General features: G+C 66.3%; 18 protein-coding genes. 1 reads left to right on the top strand and 17 read right to left on the bottom strand.

Translation table 11 applies throughout. The features are described 5' to 3' along the window. Window positions 1–9 precede the first annotated feature (9 nt). The 11 genes from fliP to fliF all read right to left on the bottom strand — a co-directional run bounded on the left by fliP (window position 10) and on the right by fliF (window position 10,423). On the bottom strand, window positions 10–804 hold the full coding sequence (gene fliP, locus BGP02_RS01295) for a flagellar type III secretion system pore protein FliP (protein ID WP_017233645.1): 795 nt from the start codon (window positions 802–804) through the stop codon (window positions 10–12). Continuing rightward, on the bottom strand, window positions 804–1,295 hold the full coding sequence (gene fliO / locus BGP02_RS01290) for a flagellar biosynthetic protein FliO (protein ID WP_261939562.1): 492 nt from the start codon (window positions 1,293–1,295) through the stop codon (window positions 804–806). Before fliO ends, fliP begins: the two co-directional genes overlap by 1 nt. After that, a complete protein-coding gene (gene fliN / locus BGP02_RS01285; RefSeq protein ID WP_017233646.1) occupies window positions 1,292–1,720 on the bottom strand; it encodes a flagellar motor switch protein FliN in 429 nt (142 codons plus the stop codon). Before fliN ends, fliO begins: the two co-directional genes overlap by 4 nt. Next, on the bottom strand, window positions 1,720–2,718 hold the full coding sequence (fliM, locus tag BGP02_RS01280) for a flagellar motor switch protein FliM (RefSeq protein WP_017233647.1): 999 nt from the start codon (window positions 2,716–2,718) through the stop codon (window positions 1,720–1,722). Before fliM ends, fliN begins: the two co-directional genes overlap by 1 nt. Before the next feature lie 7 nt (window positions 2,719–2,725). Beyond that, the gene (gene fliL, locus BGP02_RS01275) at window positions 2,726–3,160 is read right to left on the bottom strand and encodes a flagellar basal body-associated protein FliL (protein WP_017233648.1); all 435 of its coding nucleotides are present in this window, start codon (window positions 3,158–3,160) and stop codon (window positions 2,726–2,728) included. A 221-nt stretch (window positions 3,161–3,381) separates the two neighbouring features. Beyond that, complete coding sequence (locus BGP02_RS01270; protein WP_286797400.1) at window positions 3,382–4,818, bottom strand: flagellar hook-length control protein FliK; 1,437 nt, start codon at window positions 4,816–4,818, stop codon at window positions 3,382–3,384. Between the two features lie 19 nt (window positions 4,819–4,837). Continuing rightward, the gene (gene fliJ / locus BGP02_RS01265) at window positions 4,838–5,290 is read right to left on the bottom strand and encodes a flagellar export protein FliJ (RefSeq protein WP_017231687.1); all 453 of its coding nucleotides are present in this window, start codon (window positions 5,288–5,290) and stop codon (window positions 4,838–4,840) included. 12 nt (window positions 5,291–5,302) lie between these two features. Beyond that, on the bottom strand, window positions 5,303–6,859 hold the full coding sequence (gene fliI, locus BGP02_RS01260; RefSeq protein ID WP_442796501.1) for a flagellar protein export ATPase FliI: 1,557 nt from the start codon (window positions 6,857–6,859) through the stop codon (window positions 5,303–5,305). A 212-nt stretch (window positions 6,860–7,071) separates the two neighbouring features. After that, complete coding sequence (fliH, locus tag BGP02_RS01255; protein ID WP_261939564.1) at window positions 7,072–7,731, bottom strand: flagellar assembly protein FliH; 660 nt, start codon at window positions 7,729–7,731, stop codon at window positions 7,072–7,074. 21 nt (window positions 7,732–7,752) lie between these two features. Continuing rightward, window positions 7,753–8,751 (bottom strand): flagellar motor switch protein FliG, encoded by a 999-nt coding sequence (gene fliG, locus BGP02_RS01250; RefSeq protein ID WP_130027558.1) that lies wholly within the window; start codon window positions 8,749–8,751, stop codon window positions 7,753–7,755. Continuing rightward, a complete protein-coding gene (gene fliF / locus BGP02_RS01245; protein WP_017235189.1) occupies window positions 8,738–10,423 on the bottom strand; it encodes a flagellar basal-body MS-ring/collar protein FliF in 1,686 nt (561 codons plus the stop codon). Before fliF ends, fliG begins: the two co-directional genes overlap by 14 nt. 350 nt (window positions 10,424–10,773) lie before the next feature. Between fliF and fliE the strand changes: the two genes are divergently transcribed. Next, the gene (gene fliE / locus BGP02_RS01240) at window positions 10,774–11,109 is read left to right on the top strand and encodes a flagellar hook-basal body complex protein FliE (protein WP_286797396.1); all 336 of its coding nucleotides are present in this window, start codon (window positions 10,774–10,776) and stop codon (window positions 11,107–11,109) included. A gap of 164 nt (window positions 11,110–11,273) precedes the next feature. On the opposite strand, the gene BGP02_RS01235 is transcribed toward fliE, so the two are convergent. From BGP02_RS01235 to fliD, 6 genes are all read right to left on the bottom strand, one after another. Further along, the gene (locus BGP02_RS01235) at window positions 11,274–12,473 is read right to left on the bottom strand and encodes an ATP-binding protein (protein ID WP_286797395.1); all 1,200 of its coding nucleotides are present in this window, start codon (window positions 12,471–12,473) and stop codon (window positions 11,274–11,276) included. A 239-nt stretch (window positions 12,474–12,712) separates the two neighbouring features. Further along, complete coding sequence (locus tag BGP02_RS01230; protein WP_150564401.1) at window positions 12,713–13,105, bottom strand: EscU/YscU/HrcU family type III secretion system export apparatus switch protein; 393 nt, start codon at window positions 13,103–13,105, stop codon at window positions 12,713–12,715. Beyond that, window positions 13,102–14,535, bottom strand: coding sequence for a flagellar hook-length control protein FliK (fliK, locus tag BGP02_RS01225; protein WP_261939566.1), 1,434 nt, complete (start codon window positions 14,533–14,535; stop codon window positions 13,102–13,104). Before fliK ends, BGP02_RS01230 begins: the two co-directional genes overlap by 4 nt. A gap of 44 nt (window positions 14,536–14,579) precedes the next feature. Next, a complete protein-coding gene (locus tag BGP02_RS01220; RefSeq protein WP_017231579.1) occupies window positions 14,580–14,918 on the bottom strand; it encodes a flagellar protein FliT in 339 nt (112 codons plus the stop codon). Continuing rightward, window positions 14,911–15,345 carry a flagellar export chaperone FliS gene (fliS, locus tag BGP02_RS01215; protein WP_017231580.1) on the bottom strand — a complete coding sequence of 145 codons (435 nt, stop codon included), beginning with the start codon at window positions 15,343–15,345 and terminating at the stop codon, window positions 14,911–14,913. Before fliS ends, BGP02_RS01220 begins: the two co-directional genes overlap by 8 nt. Window positions 15,346–15,384: 39 nt before the next feature. Continuing rightward, window positions 15,385–17,490: a flagellar filament capping protein FliD gene (fliD, locus tag BGP02_RS01210; RefSeq protein ID WP_017231581.1), complete on the bottom strand. Its 2,106-nt coding sequence runs from the start codon at window positions 17,488–17,490 to the stop codon at window positions 15,385–15,387. Window positions 17,491–17,616: the final 126 nt, after the last annotated feature.

The following is a 17,616-nucleotide window of genomic DNA, read 5'->3' as shown; positions in this document are numbered from 1 at the left end:
GTTCCTGCGCTACATGGTGAAGCTCTGGGCGAGCGAGCCCAGCAGCAGTTGCCAGCCATCGACCACCACGAACAGCATCAGCTTGAACGGCAGCGATACCGTGGAGGGCGACACCATCATCATGCCCATCGACATCAACACGCTCGCAACCACCAGATCGATGATCAGGAACGGAATGAAGATCGTGAAGCCGATCTGAAACGCTGTCTTCAGTTCGCTCGTGGCGAAGGCGGGAACGAGAATGCGCATCGGCACGTCTTCGGGGCCGTTCATCGGCGGGGTCTTGGCGAGCTTGGCGAAGAGTGCGAGGTCGGCTTCACGCGTCTGCTTGAGCATGAACGCGTGGAACGGCTTGGCGCCGGTGTCGATGGCCTGCTCGAAGCTGATCTTGTTCGCGGCGAACGGCTGGTAGGCGTCGGTGTAAGCCTTGTCGAACACCGGCGACATGACGAAGAAGGTCAGAAACAGCGCCAGGCCGATCAGAATCTGGTTCGGCGGCGACGTGGTGACGCCGATGGCATGGCGCAGCAGCGAGAGCACGATGATGATGCGTGTGAAGGCGGTCATCATCAGCAGCATCGCGGGCAGGAAGCCCAGCGATGTGAGCAGCAACATCGTCTGCACGGACAGCGAATAGGTCTGTCCGCCGCCGGGCGCCGGGGTCGTGGTGAACGCGGGCAGCGTGGCCTGCGCCAGGGCGGTGCCCGGCAGGGCGAGGCAGGCGAGCGCCAGTCCCAGCGTGATACCGAGTGCCCAACCCGCTTGGCGAGGCGATGGCCCGGTCAACCGCAAACCGCGCGCCATCAGGAATCCTTTTTCATCGTTTCGCGCAATTTCTGCGCAAACGCTTGTGCGGCGCGGTTGGCCTGCGCGCCCGGATGGGCAACGGTGGGCGCGGCGGGCATATCGGCGACACGATCCGCATCGATCACATGCAGGCTGCGCACCTGACCGGGCGCAACCCCCAGCACGATCCAGTCGCCCGCGACCTCGACCACGACCACGCGTTCACGTTGGCCCACGGCGGCGCTGCCGACCACGCGCACGTTGCCGCCCCCCAACGGGCGTTGCAGCCCGAAACGCTTGGCCAGCCACGCCAACCCGAAGAGCAGCGCCAGCACCAGCACGAGGCCCAGCCCCGTCTGTACGATGCCCGCGCCGCCAAGGCTCGGTACGGCCGCAGCCTGCGAGGCCGTGCCCTGGGCGTGCGCGGTGGCGATCGTCAGGCAGGCCAACAGGGCGGCCGCTGCCGCGGCACGCCCCACGGGGGCGCCGCGGACTTTTGTTGCATTCATCGGTTGAGCTTTCGGATGCGTTCGGATGGCGTGATGATATCAGTCAGGCGAATGCCGAACTTGTCGTTCACAACCACGACTTCGCCCTGGGCGATGAGGCAACCGTTGACCAGCACGTCCATCGGCTCACCGGCCATGCCGTCGAGTTCCACCACGGAGCCCTGCGCCAGTTGCAGCAGGTTCTTGATGGCGATCTTCGTGCGGCCCAGCTCCACGGTCATCTGGACCGGGATGTCGAGAATCAGGTCGATGTCGTTGTGCGTCGCGTTCGGCGGATTGCCGGCCGTGGCCGCCAGGGGCTGAAACACGGGGGCGGCGGCCGGTGGCGCCGCGGCTTCGGTCGCCGTCTGCTCCGCCATGGCACTGGCCCACTCGTCCGCCATGGCCTGGGCGTCGTCACCAAGCGTTTGAGGGGTATCGCTCATCACTCGTTGTCCTTCGTGTAATCGCTGTGCGAATGGTTGATCATCTGGTTCACGCGCAGCGCATATTGACCGTTGAACACGCCGTAATTGCATTGCATCACGGGCACGCCGTCGACCTTGGCCTCGAGCACCTCGGGCACGTCGAGCGGAATCACGTCGCCCACGCGCATGTTGAGCAACTGCGAGAGCGTCATGTCGAACTGCGCGAGGTTGGTCACGATTTCGACGTCGGCCGCTTGCACCTGTTGCGAGAGCAGACGCACCCAGCGCTTGTCGACTTCGAGCGTCTCGCCTTGCAGGGGGCTCGAGAGCTGGTCGCGCATCGGCTCGATCATCGAGTACGGCATGCAGATATGGAATTCGCCGCCGACCGAGCCGAACTCGATGTCGAACGTGGTCGTGACCACGACCTCGTTAGGCGTGGCGACGTTGGCGAACTGAGTGTGCATTTCGGCGCGCACGTACTCGAACTCGACCGGATACACCGGTTTCCACGACGCCCCGTAGTTCTCGAACACCAGGTCGAGCAGGCGCGCGATGATGCGCTGCTCGGTCTGCGTGAAGTCGCGCCCTTCGACGCGCGTGTGGAACCGGCCGTCGCCGCCGAACAGGTTGTCCACCACGAGGAACACGAGGTTCGGGTCGAACACGAACAGCGCCGTGCCGCGCAGCGGCTTGATGTGGACCAGATTGAGGTTGGTCGGGACAGGCAGGTTGCGAATGAACTCGCTGTACTTCTGCACGCGTACCGGGCTGACCGAGATTTCGGCGCTGCGGCGCATGAAATTGAACAGGGCAATGCGGAACAAGCGCGAGAAGCGGTCGTTGATGATCTCGAGTGTAGGCATGCGCCCACGCACGATACGCTCTTGCGTCGCGATGTTGTATGGCCGGATGCCGGAATGCTCTTCCGACTCCGACCGGTCATCCTGTTCGCCGGTGACACCCTTCAGAAGGGCATCGACCTCTTCCTGCGACAGGAACTCCTCATGCGCCATGTATCACTCACTGAATTACAAACGCGGTGAACAGCACTTCGCCCACGGCCTGCTGCGGCATGTTGGCCGCGAACGGCTGCGCGACCAGTGTGCGGATCTCGCTCGCCAGACGGCGCTTGCCGTCGATCGTGGCGAGATCCTGCGGCTGCTTGGACGACAACAGCAGCAACACACGGCTGCGCACTTCGGGCATGTGCTGCGTGATGCGGGCTTGCGTCTCGGCGTCTGCCACCTTGAGCGAGAGGCCGATATGCAGATAGCGCTCGCCGTCTTCGCCCGTCAGGTTCACCGTGAACGGGTCCATGCTGACGAACACGGGGGGCGGCGGGGGCGGTGGCGCTTTCGCGGCTTCCTGGCGTCCGGTCAGCAAATACACGGCCGTTGCCGCGCCGGCAGCGGCCATAAGGGCTACCGCAACGATCAACAGAATCCATTTGCGCATGCTCCCTCCGGAGGGAGCCGCGGCTTGCGTCGATGCGGGATTTGCCATGTGTTCGCCTGCTATTGGGTAATGATTGTCGGCCAACCCGCCAACGGGTGATCGGCCGAAAAGAAGGGACAATCGCGTCTAACTCGCGTCTTTGTCTTAACGGCAGAAAAACCGGCTGGCTTTAGGGCGGTGCGACGCCCGGTCGCGCCGCTCGTGCGGATCCCGGGGGGAGATCAGGCGAACGTGTCGACGAGACCGTTGCTCACGCGTACCGGAACGCTCACGGTCGTGGCGAGCGTCGCGTCGTCGCTCTGGCCGAAGCCCGGGGTGCCGCGTGCGTTGCCGTTGCCGCTTCCATTACCGCTTCCGTTGCCATTCGCCCCTTGCTGGGCAAAGGCCTGTTGCTGCGAACTGTCGCTGCTCACGGTAGCGTTACCCAGCGCAATGCCATTGTTGGCCAGGCTTTCGCGCAGTTGCGGCAAGGCCGCCTGCACGGCGTCGCGCACGGCGGCGTGTTGCGAGACGAACATCGCCTGCGCCGAGTCGTTCGCCACGTTCAGCACCACGTGCAGCGGACCGAGATCGGGCGGATTCAGGCTCAATTGCGCCGTTTGTGCATGGGCGGACGAGAGCCAGACCACTTGCTGCGAGAGCTGGTTGTTCCAGTCCTGCGTCCCCACGCGCGCGTTCAGGGCGAGCGCGGCGGGCAGATTGGCCTGGACCGGCGACTGCGGTTGGGCGTCCAGCGCTGGCGTGGCCGTTTGCGCGATCTGTGCGGCCGCCTGCGTGGCGGTGGCTGTCGCCGCTTGCGCGGCGGTGTCGCGATGTCCCTGCGCTTGCGCCAGCGCGTCGGCCATGCGTTGGGCCTGGGCGTCCGCACTGACCGGTGTCGCTGCGGTCTTGGCATCCGCCGCCGCTGGTTGTGCGGACGTATTGGTCTGCGTTGTCGTACCGTTCCTGGCCAGGGCGTCGAGCGGGAGGCCGCCAGTCTTGTCGGCGTTCGATGCCGCTGCGCCATTGACCGGTGCGCCCGCGTTGGTGGTCGTGGTCGCGGCCTTGGCGTCGGCCGGCGCCTGGCCGGTCAGTTGCGCGGCGCCGGTGGCCTGCAGCGCGCCGTTCACTGCGGCGGCGATGGCTGCGCCGGTGCCGGACTTTGCGTCGGCCGAACCCGCGTCGGCCGGGGTGGCCGGGGCAGGGGTCTGGGGCGGCAGCGGCGCGTTGTTCATGGCGGCAAGGGCGACGGCAAGAGCGGCTGCCGGATCGCCGGGCGCCGCTGTGGCCGCCGCGTCGTCGGCGGTAGCGTCATTCTTGTCGCTGTCGGCCGTCGTCGATTTCGAGGATTTCGTCGAAGCGTTCGTTTGGTTTGCCTGGCCCGCCTGCCCGGTCTGGTTCGCCTGATCGGCTCGCGAGCTGTTGTCGGCGGTGTTCTGCGTCGGCGTTGCGCTGCCGCCCGAGGCGTTCCCGGACGACGCATTCGTCTGACTCGCTTGCGCGGCCGTATTGTTCGCGCTGCTCGCGGTGGGCTGAACCGTCTGGCGGGTCTGCTGCGAGAGCACGGCGGAGAAGGGCAGCGCGTTGCTGTCGTCGGTGTTCGACGATCCGGCGCGGTGGCCCGTCACGGCTTGCAGGGCCGCGCCTGCGGAATCGGTCAGGAAGCTAAGAATCGACATAGTGGGCGCCTTGGGTCCTTCAAATCGGGGAGTCGGCACGACGGCGCAGGCTGCGCGCGGCGTACTCGTCGTTTTCTTTCTGCTCGCGGCGCGCGACACGCAGCGCCGTGCGGGCTTGCTCACGCGAAGCGAGCGTACCGAAGGAATTCAGGCGGCGCTGCTGCGCTTGCCATTCGCGGCGTGCGGCCGCGAGACGCTCGTCGGCTTGCTCGAGCAGCATGGCTTGCTGTCCGATGGCCGTGTCGAGCGTATCGATGAATTGCTGGAAGTTGCGCCAGTCGCAGCCGGCCATGCCCTGAATCGTCGCCGTCTGCATGCGCGTGCGGTATTCGTGGCGATACTGGCGCAGTGCTTCGAGCTGACGCTCGACCTCGGCGCGCTGCGTCTGGCGTTCGCCGAGCAGGCGCGCGGCTTCGTCCACGTCCTTCTGGGCGAGTTCGATGAGCAGCTTGAGGGGCAGGGTGGAATTCATGGCCGCCGCCGGTTAGTGGAACAGACCGTGCATCTGGTGCACGGCGTCCGGATAACTGGCCCGCTCGCGCATTCCCTGTTGCAGGAAGTTTTCGAGTCGGGGATACAGCTCGATCGCCTGATCGAGCATCGGATCGCTGCCCGGCGCGTACGCGCCCACATTGATGAGGTCGCGGTTGCGCTGATAGCGCGAGAGCATCTGCTTGAAGCGCCGTACCTTGTCGAACTGCCCATCGTCGATGAGCGCGGTCATCGCACGGCTGATCGACTGTTCGATGTCGATCGCCGGATAGTGCCCCGACTCCGCCAATTGACGCGAGAGCACGATATGGCCATCGAGAATGGCGCGGGCCGAATCGGCGATCGGATCCTGCTGGTCGTCGCCCTCGGTGAGCACGGTATAGAACGCGGTGATCGAGCCGCCACCGTCCGGACCGTTACCGGCACGCTCGACCAGCGCCGGAAGCTTGGCGAACACGGAAGGCGGATAGCCCTTCGTGGCCGGCGGCTCGCCGATCGCCAGTGCGATTTCGCGCTGGGCCATGGCGTACCGGGTGAGCGAGTCCATGATCAGCAGCACATCCTTGCCCTGATCGCGGAAGTACTCGGCCAGCGTGGTGGCGTACGCCGCGCCTTGCAGGCGCAGCAGCGGCGAGACGTCGGCGGGCGCCGCCACGACGACGGAGCGCGCCAGGCCGTCCGGCCCGAGAATGTTTTCGATGAAGTCCTTCACTTCGCGGCCGCGCTCGCCGATCAGGCCCACGACGATGACTTCGGCCTGCGTGAAGCGGGCCATCATCCCCAGCAGCACGCTCTTGCCGACGCCCGACCCGGCGAAGAGGCCCATGCGTTGGCCGCGCCCGACGGTGAGCAACGCATTGATGGCGCGCACCCCCACGTCGAGCACCGAGTCGATGGGCGCGCGACCCAGCGGATTGACCGGCACCGACGCGAGCGAGGCGCTGTCGGTCATGCCCAGCGGGCCGAAATCGTCGAGCGGACGGCCGGCGGCGTCGACCACCCGGCCGAGCAGCGCTTCGCCCACGGGCAGACGCTTGCCGTTGTGACGTTGATTCGGCAGCGGACCGTCGGCGGCGGGCTCCATCGGGTACACGCGAGCGCCTGGCAGCAGGCCGGCGACCTCCGTCTGCGGCATGAGAAACAGACGGTCGCCACCGAAGCCGACGACTTCCGCTTCGGCCGTGGCCGGTTCGCGCGAGGCGTCGTGCACCGGCAGCTCGATCAGGCAGCCCGCGCCGACCGGCAGGCGCAGACCGACGGCTTCGAGCACGAGACCGGCGGCGCGGGTGAGGCGGCCGCAGCGGCGCGTCGGTTCGACGGCGTGAACGTGCGCGATGCGCTCGCGCAGCGTGTTCTGCCAGCGGCGAAGATGCGAGTCGCGGGCGATCTCGCGAGCGTCCAGGACGTGCGTGGCGGCTTTCGGCGCGGCGGATTCGATGGCAGCGCTCGGATCGGGACTGCCGGGTTCGGCGTCGGCGCTTGGCCATTGAGCCGGACGGTCGCTGTGATCGGCGTGGTCGGCGTGATCGTTTGGGTCGTCGGGTTGCAGCGCGCCGGCCTGCGCGGTCGGTGGGGTCGTATCGAAGCCCGAGCCGACGCCCGTATCGATTTCATCCCACAGGCGCACCGAGGGCTTCGTGCCGTCGTTCGCCGGGGCGGGCGCGGAGGGCGTGGAGGGCGCGGAGGGCGTGGCGGCATCGTGCGTGTTCTCGGTGCTGGGCAGCACCGGCGCATGCGCGGTAAGTGGGGTGAGGTCGGCGTTCACCACGGCAGATCCTTGCCCAGCGCGGCCATCACACGCTGCCAGCGCGTGGCGACGGTGGCATCGACTTCGCCACTCGCGGCTTCGGCCTTGCAGCCGCCGCGTTCAATGGTGGAATCGGCGCGCACGGTCCAGCCCGCAGCGCGCAGTTCCGCGCCCACATGCGCGTCGACGAGCGCGACGTCTTCCGGATGCAGGAGCAGACGCGGCGAGCCGGTCAGCGGATCGTTGGAGAGCAGGTCGCGCACGAGCGGCAGCAGCGTTTCGGGGCGAATCGTGAGGGTCTGGCCCAGTGCCTGGCGTGCGATGTCGAGCGCCAGTCCGAGCAGCGGCTCGGCCACTTCGCGATCGATGGCGTTCACCGCGTTGCCGAACCCATGCGCGATATCGGCGAGTTGTGCGGCACGCGTGTCGACTTCCTGTTGTCCGGCAGCCTGCCCGGCGGCGTAGCCCTCGGCGTGACCGGTGGCGTAGCCTTGCGCATGGCCCTCGGCGCGCGCCGCCTCACGCCACGCAGCGATCTGTTCCGCGAGCGCGGGATCGTCGAGCGGGTTGGGCGGCAACGGTTGCGGCGGGGACGGCGGCGGCGGCGGGTCGAACGACGCCATCTCCCAGCGCTGCCAGGCGGAAAGGCGTTCTTTCGGAATGATGGTCGACATGCGCGCGCGGTCCCTGGTCGGTTACACGTAAGCGTCTTCGCCGCGGCCGCCCACCATGATGGCGCCCTGATCGGCGAGGCGCCGCACCACTTGCAGCACCTTCTTCTGTTCGGCTTCGACTTCCGAAACGCGCACCGGACCGCGGGATTCGAGATCTTCGCGCAGCAGCTCGGCCGCGCGCGCGGACATGTTCTTGAAGAACTTCTCGCGCAGCTCGACCGGCGCGCCCTTGAGCGCGATGATGAGCGACTCCGACTCGATCTCCTTGAGCAGCACCTGGATGCTGCGGTCTTCCACGTCGAGCAGGTTCTCGAACACGAACATCTCTTCGACGATCTTCGCCGCGAGGTCCGAGTCGTAGTTGCGCACGGCTTCGATGACCGACTCTTCGTGCACCCCGCCCAGGTAATTGAGAATTTCCGCTGCGGTGCGTACACCGCCCATCGGGCTGCGCTTGATGTTCTCGCTGCCCGAAAGCAGTTTCGTCAACACGTCGTTCAGCTCACGTAGCGCGGCAGGCTGAATGCCGTCGAGCGTGGCAATGCGCAAGACGACGTCGTTGCGCAGACGCTCTGTGAACAGCGCGAGCACTTCCGAGGCCTGGTCGCGGTCGAGGTGTACGAGGATCGTGGCGATGATCTGCGGATGCTCATGGCGGATCAGCTCGGCGACGGCCGTCGAGTCCATCCACTTCAGACCCTCGATGCCGCTGGTGTCGCCGCCTTGAAGAATGCGCTCGATCAGGCCCGCGGCCTTGTCGTTGCCCAGCGCCTTGTTGAGCACCGAGCGGATGTATTCGGAAGAATCGAGCGAAAGCGCCGAGTGCTGTTCGGCTTCGAGCACGAAGTCCTGCAACACGTCGGCGATCTGGTCGCGCGTGACCTGCCGCAGCGAGGCCATGGCCGCGCCGAGCTTTTGCACTTCGCGCGGCGCGAGGTACTTGAAGACCTCCGCCGCTTCGTCTTCACCCAGCGACATCAGGAGGATGGCACTGCGTTCGAGTCCCTCAGCCGCGCTCATCGCCACCACCCACCCATGATTTGACTACCGTTGCCACGATCTTCGGATCCTGTCGCGCGACTTGGCGCGCGTACTGCAAATTGCGCTCGTAGGCGCTGACTTCGGCCCGCTTGCCGGCCTCGCCGTCGGCATTCTCGCCCTCGACGCCTTCTCCCCCGGCGGCACCGGCCGCACCGGCCAGCGTGGGCTCGGCCGGCGGCGGCGGGGTCAGATGCTTGCGAATGGCCGGACGAATGACGCCGAACCACAGATAGAGGCCGACCAGGCCGATCAAGACCCACTTGCCGACTTGCTTGGCCAATTCGATGTTCTGGCGCTGACGCCACCACGGCAGGTTGGCTTCCGGATCGGCCTCGACCGTGAACGGGCTGTTGACGATGTTGAGCGTGTCGCCGCGCTGGGTCGAGTAGCCGATGGCTTCCTTCGCCAGGTTCTGTATCTGGTCGAGCTGCGCTTGCGTGAGCGCCACCATCGCGGCCTTGCCCTTCGCGTCGGTGCCCGGGTGATAGTTCACCACCACGGCGGCCGACAGACGCTTCAGACCGCCCGTCGCTTGCTGAACATGGCGAATCGTGCGGTCGACTTCGTAGTTGACCGTGGCGTCCTTGCGGTCGCTGCGCGGGCCCTGCGGCGCGCTGGCGGCGCTTGCCGCGTTTGCGGCGTTTTGCTGGGCGAACTGCTGCTGCGTTTGCGTGATGGGCGCGGTGGCTTGACCCGGCGGCTGGTTCGACAACGCGCCGGGCACCCCGCCGGCGGGCGTGATGCCGATTTGCGAGGCTTCGCTGTTCTGCTGACTGCGCACCGCCTGCTCGCCCGAATTCGGCTTGTAATTCTCCGACGTCTGCTCGACCTGGTTGAAGTCGACGTCCGCCGTCACCTGAGCGTGCACGTTGCCCGGCCCGACGATCGGGTTCAGGATGGCCTCGATACGGCGCGCATACGATTGTTCGAGTTCGCGAACGTACTTGAGCTGGCTGGCGTCCAGACCCAGCGCATTGGCGCTCTGCGCGGAGAGCAGATTGCCGTTCTGATCGAGCACCGTCACGTTCTTGACCGGCAGCTCGGGCACACCCGATGCGACCATGTGGACAATGGCGCTGACCTGGCCGTCGTCGAGCACGCGGCCCGGATACAGCGTGACGAGCACCGAGGCGCTGGGCTTTTGCTGCTCACGCACGAAGACCGACGGCTTGGGGATCGCGAGATGCACGCGCGCGGCCTGCACCGCCGACAGCGATTCGATCGAGCGGGCGAGTTCGCCTTCGAGGGCGCGCTGGTAATTGACCTGCTCGGCAAACTGGCTGATGCCGAACTTCTGGTTGTCCATCAATTCGAAGCCGACCAGACCGCCCTTGGGCAGCCCTTGCGAGGCCAGACGCAGCCGCACCTCGTGCACCTGCTCGGCCGGCACCAGAATGGCACCGCCGCCCTCGGCGAACTTGTACGGCACGTTCATCTGCTGCAGCGAGGTGATGATGGCACCCCCGTCGCGATCGCCCAGGTTGCTGTACAACACCTTGTAGTCGGGGGCACGGCTCCACAGGAAAACGGCGATCAGCAAGGCGATGAGGGCCGCGCCACCGATGAGCAGCGGCAAGCGCTCGCGCGAGCGCAACTGCGCCAGCAGGGGCGACTTGGCGGCGACGTCCGCCGACTGGGTGGCGGCGTTCATGCGCGGCTCCACGCCAGCGGCGTTAACACGACGTTCTTCGCGGTGGAAGTGCTCACTAACATGCGACAGAATTCTCCGGGGGTACGCTTGGCATCGCGCTCACGTGCGACGGGCGCTAAGGATTGGAAAGGTCCGTTACCCGGTGCGCACGATGCCGATGGTCCTGATTATTCGTTGCCGAATATGGAATCGTTTCAAGGATTAGGCGGGTGTTTTGCCGCCAATTAGGGTCTTGGGGGCTTGCCAGGCGGTGGTAAGCTCCGACGTAACTGATAAGAGGCAAACCGGTGAGCACGACGCGGTGTCGCGGCGCTGCCGGTGCCAATCGAAGACAAGCGAGGACGAGCATCATGGCCATTCCGGGAATCGAGTCGGTATTGCAGAAGCTGGGCAGTGTGGCGTCGCAGGCGGCGGGCTCGATCCTGGGCACCTCGACCGCTGGCACCGGCGCGGCCTCGGCGACGGGTGGTTTCGCGTCCGAACTGGAAAACTCGCTCAAGCGCGTCTCGTCGGCGCAGAACGGCGCGGAGTCACAGGCCCGCGCGTTCGAAATGGGGCAGTCTGGCGTGGCGCTCAACGACGTCATGGTCGATCTGCAGAAAGCCAACATCGGCTTCCAGATGAGCTTGCAAGTGCGCAACAAACTCGTGTCGGCCTATACGACCGTGATGAACATGCAGGTGTAATGCCCACGTAGGGCATGCGGGGGCGCGCCGAGGTGCGTCGTCCGCACCGAAAAGGCCTCGTCGACCATGGACGGGGCTTTTTTATTGTCGGCGGGCGCGTGCTCGCGAGAGGGGCGATGCGCTGCCGGCCGATGACGTGCCCGGGCCGGCAGGCCGCGCACCGGTTACGCCGCACCCGCGCATGCGGGTTGCGGCGGCATGATGCGCTTCAGAAATGCGTGAAAGCGCGGCACGGTGAATGCCGCATCGTCCAGCGGGGTGCTGTAGAGCATGCCCTTGTTGACGAGTGCCTGTCGAACCGGTTCAAGCGCTTCGGCAGGTTTGCCAAATTCCGCGGCGACGGCGTGCAGATCGTGCGGACCTTCTCCCAACTCTGCCATCGCCCGCAGGTAGCGCTTTTCCGTCGGGGTCAGCCGCTCGAAGCGGAGGCGGTAAAAGTTGTTATCCAGCGCATCGATGGCCGCCCTCGACGCAAGTCTGACGTGTTCCGAAGTGATGGGACTTTCGTGCGCCACCTTCCAGACGAGCTTCCCCCATTGTTGGAGAAAATACGGGTAGGCGCCCGTGCGCTCGACGATCTCGTCAAGCGCATCCGGCGTGATGGCGACGCCGGCTTGTGCGGCGGGGACGGCGATCGCATCGCGTGCCCCGGCATTCGAGAGCGGTCCGATCGTGGCGATTTCGAACATTCGCTCCGCATAGGACTTGGCGTCACCCACCTGCCGGATCAGTGGCGGCAAGCCCGCGCCGATCAGAATGACGGGCAGCCGGTATTGCGCGCATCGGTGAAGGGCGTAAAGCAACGCGGACAACTCCCGCTTCGGCATGCCCTGAAGTTCGTCGATAAAAATGGCGAGCACGGTGTGCGCCGATCGGGCCGCGCGCCCCACCTCAACGAGCAGTGCACAAAGATCCAGGTCGAGAATGCCGCAATCCGCCAGACCTGGCTCGGGCGCGTAATCCAGACCGACTTCGATGCCGTCATAGGTGACTTTCAATCCGGAGACGAAGCCGGCGAGCGCGCGCAATCCTCGAACGACGGTGTCCTTCGCCGACTGTGTTCGACTCATGCGCAATAACGCGACACGCAACGCCGGGGCGATCGATGCCGGCAGCGACTTCACTTCCGGGGCTTCGAGATGCACGGTGATCGCGCCTTGCTGTTCGGTGTCGTAAAGGAGACGTTCGAGCAGCACCGTCTTGCCGACACCACGCAGGCCGATCAGCAGTTGACCATTGGCGTGGCGTCCGATGCGAAGGCGTTCGATGCAGACACGCACTTCCTCGCGAATATCATCGCGTCCGGACAAGGCGGGCGGCGGTGTTCCCGCGCCGGGATTGAAAGGATTCTGAATGGCTTCCATGGCAGACACGCAAGGTTGGGTTGGCGAGCAAATGCCCATGCCCGGCACGCGGTGCCGCGACATACGGAGAGAATCCTAGTGAGATCGCTTGTGCTGCGCGGATGGCAAAACGTCTGCCCATCGCGAGGAAGCCGGGGAAGCCTTTGCCCGCAGCGGTGCGCCGCTCGTCAGCGGTTACGGGGCAGGGCAGGAATTCAGACACTTCACCGCACGCTCGCCCGATGTGCGAACGGCATGACTTAGCGCGTGCGGTGGTCGGCGGATGGATTGTCGAATGCGTTGGACGGTGACGTGGCTGCGGCGGCCGGCAAGTCGGCCGAGGACGCCGGGGCGGCGACGCCCGGCGGCAGCGGCGGCGGGTGGCCACCCCGTCCCGCTTCGAGTTTGTAGAGCCACGCCAGCAACTCCGCGACCGCCTGATAGAGCTGCGCCGGAATCCGCTGATCGAGGTCGACCTGCATGAGCAGGCTTACCAGCTCCGGCGATTCATGCACATACAGGCCATGCTCGTGCGCGGTGCGCACGATCGTTTCGGCGAGCAGGCCGTAGCCCTTCGCCACCACGCGAGGTGCCGTGTCGTTCGCCCCGTAGGCGAGCGCGATCGCCGTGCGACGTTCCGGTGGCAGCGTCATGCCGCACCTCCGGTCTCTGCGTCTGGCGGCACATCGCCCGCCGAGGGCCCTCGCTGCCCGGTGGCATTGGTCGGGGCGGCAGCGTGCACTGGGCGCGCAGGGTCGGCCGGGTTGGCACCTGCCGATGACCCGCCGACGCTTGCCCCCGCGTCCGTCAGCGCGCCGAACGACAATTGGCTCGCGATGAGTCCGACGGCCGCGAGTCGCTGGCGCAATACCTCACCCTCTTGCGACAGTACATCGGCCGACACGGACGAATCGGTCAGCAGGCGCGCCTGTAACTGCTGCCCGGACAACCCGAGCGTGACGTCGACCGTGCCCAGCAACGGCAGCGTGAGACGCAGATGGGTATGCCATGTCGAGGGCGTGGCCGCCTCGCCGGGCATCGGTTGCCCGGCCCGTTCCTCGACCTGCCATGTCATCGGCGCTCCCGGCCACGCCATGCCGTTCCATTGGAATTGCGGATTCACCAGCATGTCCAGCTGCTGACGCACCAGCGTGACACTTTCCGCGGGCGCATTCGCCACGGCGGCCATCACCCCGGCCGGGCCGTGCGGCGCAGCATTGGGCGGTGAGCCGTTGCTCAGCGCAGCGAGGGTGGCGTCGGCCCCCTGCGCGCCTGGCAATACGCTGCTCGTTGTGTGCGCCACGCTTGCGGCATGCGCCAACGCGTTGGCCGTGTTGGGCAGATTGGCGCTCGCATGCAGACCGCTATCGGCTGCCTCGCCCGTTGCCGGTGGCGCAACGACGCCGGGCGACGCGGCACCGGAGGCGGCCGCCACGGGCGGGGTCGACGGGCTGAGCGTCGGCCAACCGGTGGCCAGCACGGCGTCGGCGCCCGCAGGGCCGAGCAACCGGGTGAGGGGGCCGGGACCGGGCAGCGTGGCGTCGGCACCGGCCGCGCGCAACTGCGCGGCCAGATTCGCCGAAGCGGGCCAGCGCAATTGCGGCTCGGCCTGTAGTTGCTCGAACGAGCGGCTGCCCGAGGCCCACTGCGACAGATGCGATTCGTAAAAGAGCCCGCTCGCGGACAACGCCTCCTTCAACGCCGCCGCGAGCAGTGGCGCGAGCGCGGGCGCGCCGGTGCCGGGGGCGGCCGGCCATACGGGCGTGCTCGCCTGCACGGGGCCAGGCGAGTCGGGCGCCAGCCGCAGAATCGTGTCGATGGTGCGCGCGGCGGCCGAGAGCGTCGCCTGTTGAACGGGGGAGGCAAGCCGGGCACCGGCTTGCGGCGGCGCGTTACCGAGTCCGACGGCCGTCGTCGACGGGCGGGTGGCGAGGTCGACGAGGGCGGACGTGGCGTCGCCGGTGGGCTGCAGGCCCGATACGGCACCTGGCGCAGTCGTCGAGGCCGCGCCTTGCCCGGCACCCAGCAATGTGTCGAGCCGTCGTGCGAGCGTTGTGGCCAGCACCGAATCGAGACCGGCCATACCTGACTGACTCCGAAGAATGGGCGACGCGACGCGCTGGCGCGTCAGGCGCCCAGGTTCAAGCCGTAGACTTCGTGCAGGGCACGTTGACGGCGTGTGCTGTTGATCATGGCATCCAGATGCGCCAGGCGCGGTACCACGAGATCGCGGATCGCGGCGTCGTCGGCCAGAATGCGACGGATGACGGCGTGCTTTCGCGCCCGCTCGTCCTCGCTGAGCGGTAGCGACGCGTCGAGCTGCTTGATCGAATCGACCTGCGCACGATACTGCATCTCGAGGTCGATGAGGGCATCCCAATCGCCATCGCGCGCCACGCCGAGCATGCGCTCCGTGAGGCCGGCAATGCTCTCGTAGCAGTTCAGCAACGACTTGGCTTCATTCATAGCGCACTCCGGTGCCCGCCTGTGCGGCGGGGGCCCCCGTGCCGGCCGCCGGCGTGATCGCTCGCCAGGCCGATGCAATCGTATCGAGCAGGGTGTCGACTTCCTGCACCTTGACCACGTCGTTCTCGAGATTCGCTTCGAGCAGGCGTTGGCCCATGTAGTCGTAAAGATCGCGCAGGTTGCGAGACAGTTCTCCGCCGGCGTCCATGTCCAGGCCGTCGCGCAGACCGCCAATAATGCCGATGGCTTTCGAGAGCGCGAGTCCGCGATCCGCGATGCGGCCGTCTTCGAAATGGACGCGGGCCTTCGTGAGGGCTGCCTTGGCGCCGTCGAACAGCATCATGATGAGCTGGTGCGGACTCGCGGCGATGACGCCCGTCTCGAGTCCGACTTTGCGATAAGCGTTGGCGGCGTTTTGACCGTACATGACTTTCTCCGAAGCGCGCGGCGTGAGTGCGTCGCGCGCTTACTTCGAGGACGACGACGAAGACGACGACCCGCCAAGCACCTGCTTGAGGTAGTCGCTCGTGTTCTGCAACTTGGCCATCGTCGCGTCCAGCGCCGTGAACTGGGCGAGGTAGCGGTTCTGCATCTGCGTCATCTGGTCTTGCCAGTCGCTTTCCTGTTGCTGCACGTGCTTGATGCTGGCATTCAGGTTCGACGTGGCCGTGCTGATGGCGCCCTTGGCACTCAGGAAGTTGCTGACCTGGTTCGACAGCAGCGACGCATAGCCTTGCGAGAAATTGATGGTGCCGCGATTGCCGAGGTTGGTGCCGGTGACCTGGATCTTGAGGCCGTCGGTCAGCGAACCCGCGGCGCCGGTCAGCGACTGGCCGCTGCCCGTGGCGATCACGCCGCCGATCGAGCCGCCGACATCCACGCCATCGGTGCTGGGCGACACCCCCGTGCCGAACAGCGTGGTCTGGGCATTGCCCGACGTCACGCGGATGTTCGAGGCGGAGCCGTAACGGTTCGACGTAATCGACAGCACCCCGGCCGTCTGCTTGACGGTCACTGTCGAGCCGTTGGCGACGAATTGCGAGTTGCCATTGATCGCGGCCTGCAAGGCGGCGGCCATCTTGTCGGGCGTGTAGGTGCCGTTCGGGATGGTGATGGTCGTGCTCGTGCCGTCGACCTGCACCGTCAGCGTATTGTTGGTGCCGTTGATGACGGTGTTCGCGCCAAGCGTGGCGTTCGACGTGAGCGTGCCTTGCGTCGCCAGTCGCGTGACGACGACGTCGTACTGGCCCGGCTGGGTATTGGTGGTCGAGCTCTGGTAGTTGATCAGGCTGTCGCTGGTCGTGCCGTTGGTGGCAAGCAACGACGCGAGTTGGGCGAAGCCGCCCGAGGCGATGGCCTTCTGCAGCTTGGTCGAATCGACCGCCAGCTGGCCCGATGTATCGGTGGCACTGCCGGAGCCGTCGCCGGCCTGGAACGTCACGCCGATGTCCGCGAGCGAGGTCAGCACCGATCCCGAGACCCCTGGCAGCTTGCCGTTCAGGATCTGCTGGATCTGCGTTGTGATCATCTGCGTGGTCGTGTCGCCGATCAGCGGACCGTTGTTGTTCGAGGTGCTGCCGGGCGAGGCGCTCGACTTGTCGAAGTACGTCAGTTGGCCGATCGCGGAGTGCAGCGTGTTGTACGCGGTGACGAAATCGCTGACGGACTTGGTGACGCCGTCGCTGTTGTTGCTGACGCTGACGGTGGTCGAGCCGGTCTTGAGCAGGGTCATCGACAGACCCTGCACGGCGCTCTTGACCGTGTTGGTCTGGCTCGACACGGCCAGGCCATTGATGGTCAGGTTCGCGTTCTGGCCCGCGGCCGTCTGCGTCAGGTTCTGGGTGGCGGTCGGGTCGTACGCCAGCATGTTCGTGAGCGTGGCGTCGCCGCCGGCGGCGACGTCCACCTTCATGCTCATCGCCTGGCCGGTCTGCGTCGAGGTCAGCACCAGGCGGTTCGGCGTGGCGCTGCCGTCGTTGACGATCGTGGCCGTCACCCCGCCCTTGGCGGCGTTGATGGCGTCGCGAATGCCTTGCAGCGAGTTGTTGCTGTTCGTGATCGTGATGCTGAACGGTGCCTGCTGCGCATTCGGCGAGAAGCTGGCGCCGGTGTACGTGCCGTTCGCGAGCGTGCCGCCCGATATCGTGCCGAAGCTGAACGTCAACTGGGTGGACGCGCCCGTGCCGATCGAGGCGGCAGGATCGGACACGCCGGACGTCGACAGGCTTTGCGCCTGCGCCAGTTGCGTCGTGTTGATCGTATAACTGCCCGCCTTCGCCGTGGTGTCCGCCGACGTCGTCAGGAAGGTCGCGTCGCCCGGTGTGGCGGTCATCTGCAGGAACGACGACGCCGACGACAGGGCCGACAGCGACGACTGGAACGAACTCAGCGCCGATTGCAGGCTGCCGAGTGCGGAGACCTTGGTCTGATAGCTGGCTTCTTGTGATTTGAGCAAGCTGAGCTTTTGCGTGGCCGGCTGCATCAGACTGGTCACGAGCGCGTTCACGTCCAGCCCGGAACCGATGCCCGGTGACGAAATGGAGCCCGTAGTGCTACTGCCGGTAGTCGCCATAAATTGCTCGCTCTCTAAAATGGTTGCTCAACTCACAAAACGCCGGCACAAAAAAGACTGCCTTTGTAATGTTTGCGGCGGCGCCCCCCGTGAAGGTGGCGCCGCCGGCGGCCCGGCCACGTTGCC

The sequence above is a fragment of the Pandoraea sp. 64-18 genome (genome assembly GCF_001899225.1).
Taxonomy (GTDB): domain Bacteria; phylum Pseudomonadota; class Gammaproteobacteria; order Burkholderiales; family Burkholderiaceae; genus Pandoraea; species Pandoraea cepalis.
Note: the sequence above shows the minus strand (reverse complement) of the source record. Positions and strands in the feature narration are given on the sequence as shown.

Excerpts from the sequence above, each read along its gene's own strand:
- fliE (WP_286797396.1), top strand. The coding sequence starts at position 10,774 with ATGGCCATTCCGGGAATCGAGTCGGTATTGCAGAAGCTGGGCAGTGTG.
- fliG (WP_130027558.1), bottom strand. The coding sequence starts at position 8,751 with ATGAGCGCGGCTGAGGGACTCGAACGCAGTGCCATCCTCCTGATGTCG.
- fliO (WP_261939562.1), bottom strand. The coding sequence starts at position 1,295 with ATGAATGCAACAAAAGTCCGCGGCGCCCCCGTGGGGCGTGCCGCGGCA.
- fliF (WP_017235189.1), bottom strand. The coding sequence starts at position 10,423 with ATGAACGCCGCCACCCAGTCGGCGGACGTCGCCGCCAAGTCGCCCCTG.
- fliK (WP_261939566.1), bottom strand. The coding sequence starts at position 14,535 with ATGGCCGGTCTCGATTCGGTGCTGGCCACAACGCTCGCACGACGGCTC.
- BGP02_RS01235 (WP_286797395.1), bottom strand. The coding sequence starts at position 12,473 with ATGGAAGCCATTCAGAATCCTTTCAATCCCGGCGCGGGAACACCGCCG.
- fliM (WP_017233647.1), bottom strand. The coding sequence starts at position 2,718 with ATGGCGCATGAGGAGTTCCTGTCGCAGGAAGAGGTCGATGCCCTTCTG.
- fliS (WP_017231580.1), bottom strand. The coding sequence starts at position 15,345 with ATGTACGGTCAAAACGCCGCCAACGCTTATCGCAAAGTCGGACTCGAG.
- fliL (WP_017233648.1), bottom strand. The coding sequence starts at position 3,160 with ATGCGCAAATGGATTCTGTTGATCGTTGCGGTAGCCCTTATGGCCGCT.
- BGP02_RS01220 (WP_017231579.1), bottom strand. The coding sequence starts at position 14,918 with ATGAATGAAGCCAAGTCGTTGCTGAACTGCTACGAGAGCATTGCCGGC.
- fliP (WP_017233645.1), bottom strand. The coding sequence starts at position 804 with ATGGCGCGCGGTTTGCGGTTGACCGGGCCATCGCCTCGCCAAGCGGGT.
- fliH (WP_261939564.1), bottom strand. The coding sequence starts at position 7,731 with ATGTCGACCATCATTCCGAAAGAACGCCTTTCCGCCTGGCAGCGCTGG.
- fliJ (WP_017231687.1), bottom strand. The coding sequence starts at position 5,290 with ATGAATTCCACCCTGCCCCTCAAGCTGCTCATCGAACTCGCCCAGAAG.
- fliD (WP_017231581.1), bottom strand. The coding sequence starts at position 17,490 with ATGGCGACTACCGGCAGTAGCACTACGGGCTCCATTTCGTCACCGGGC.
- BGP02_RS01270 (WP_286797400.1), bottom strand. The coding sequence starts at position 4,818 with ATGTCGATTCTTAGCTTCCTGACCGATTCCGCAGGCGCGGCCCTGCAA.
- fliN (WP_017233646.1), bottom strand. The coding sequence starts at position 1,720 with ATGAGCGATACCCCTCAAACGCTTGGTGACGACGCCCAGGCCATGGCG.
- BGP02_RS01230 (WP_150564401.1), bottom strand. The coding sequence starts at position 13,105 with ATGACGCTGCCACCGGAACGTCGCACGGCGATCGCGCTCGCCTACGGG.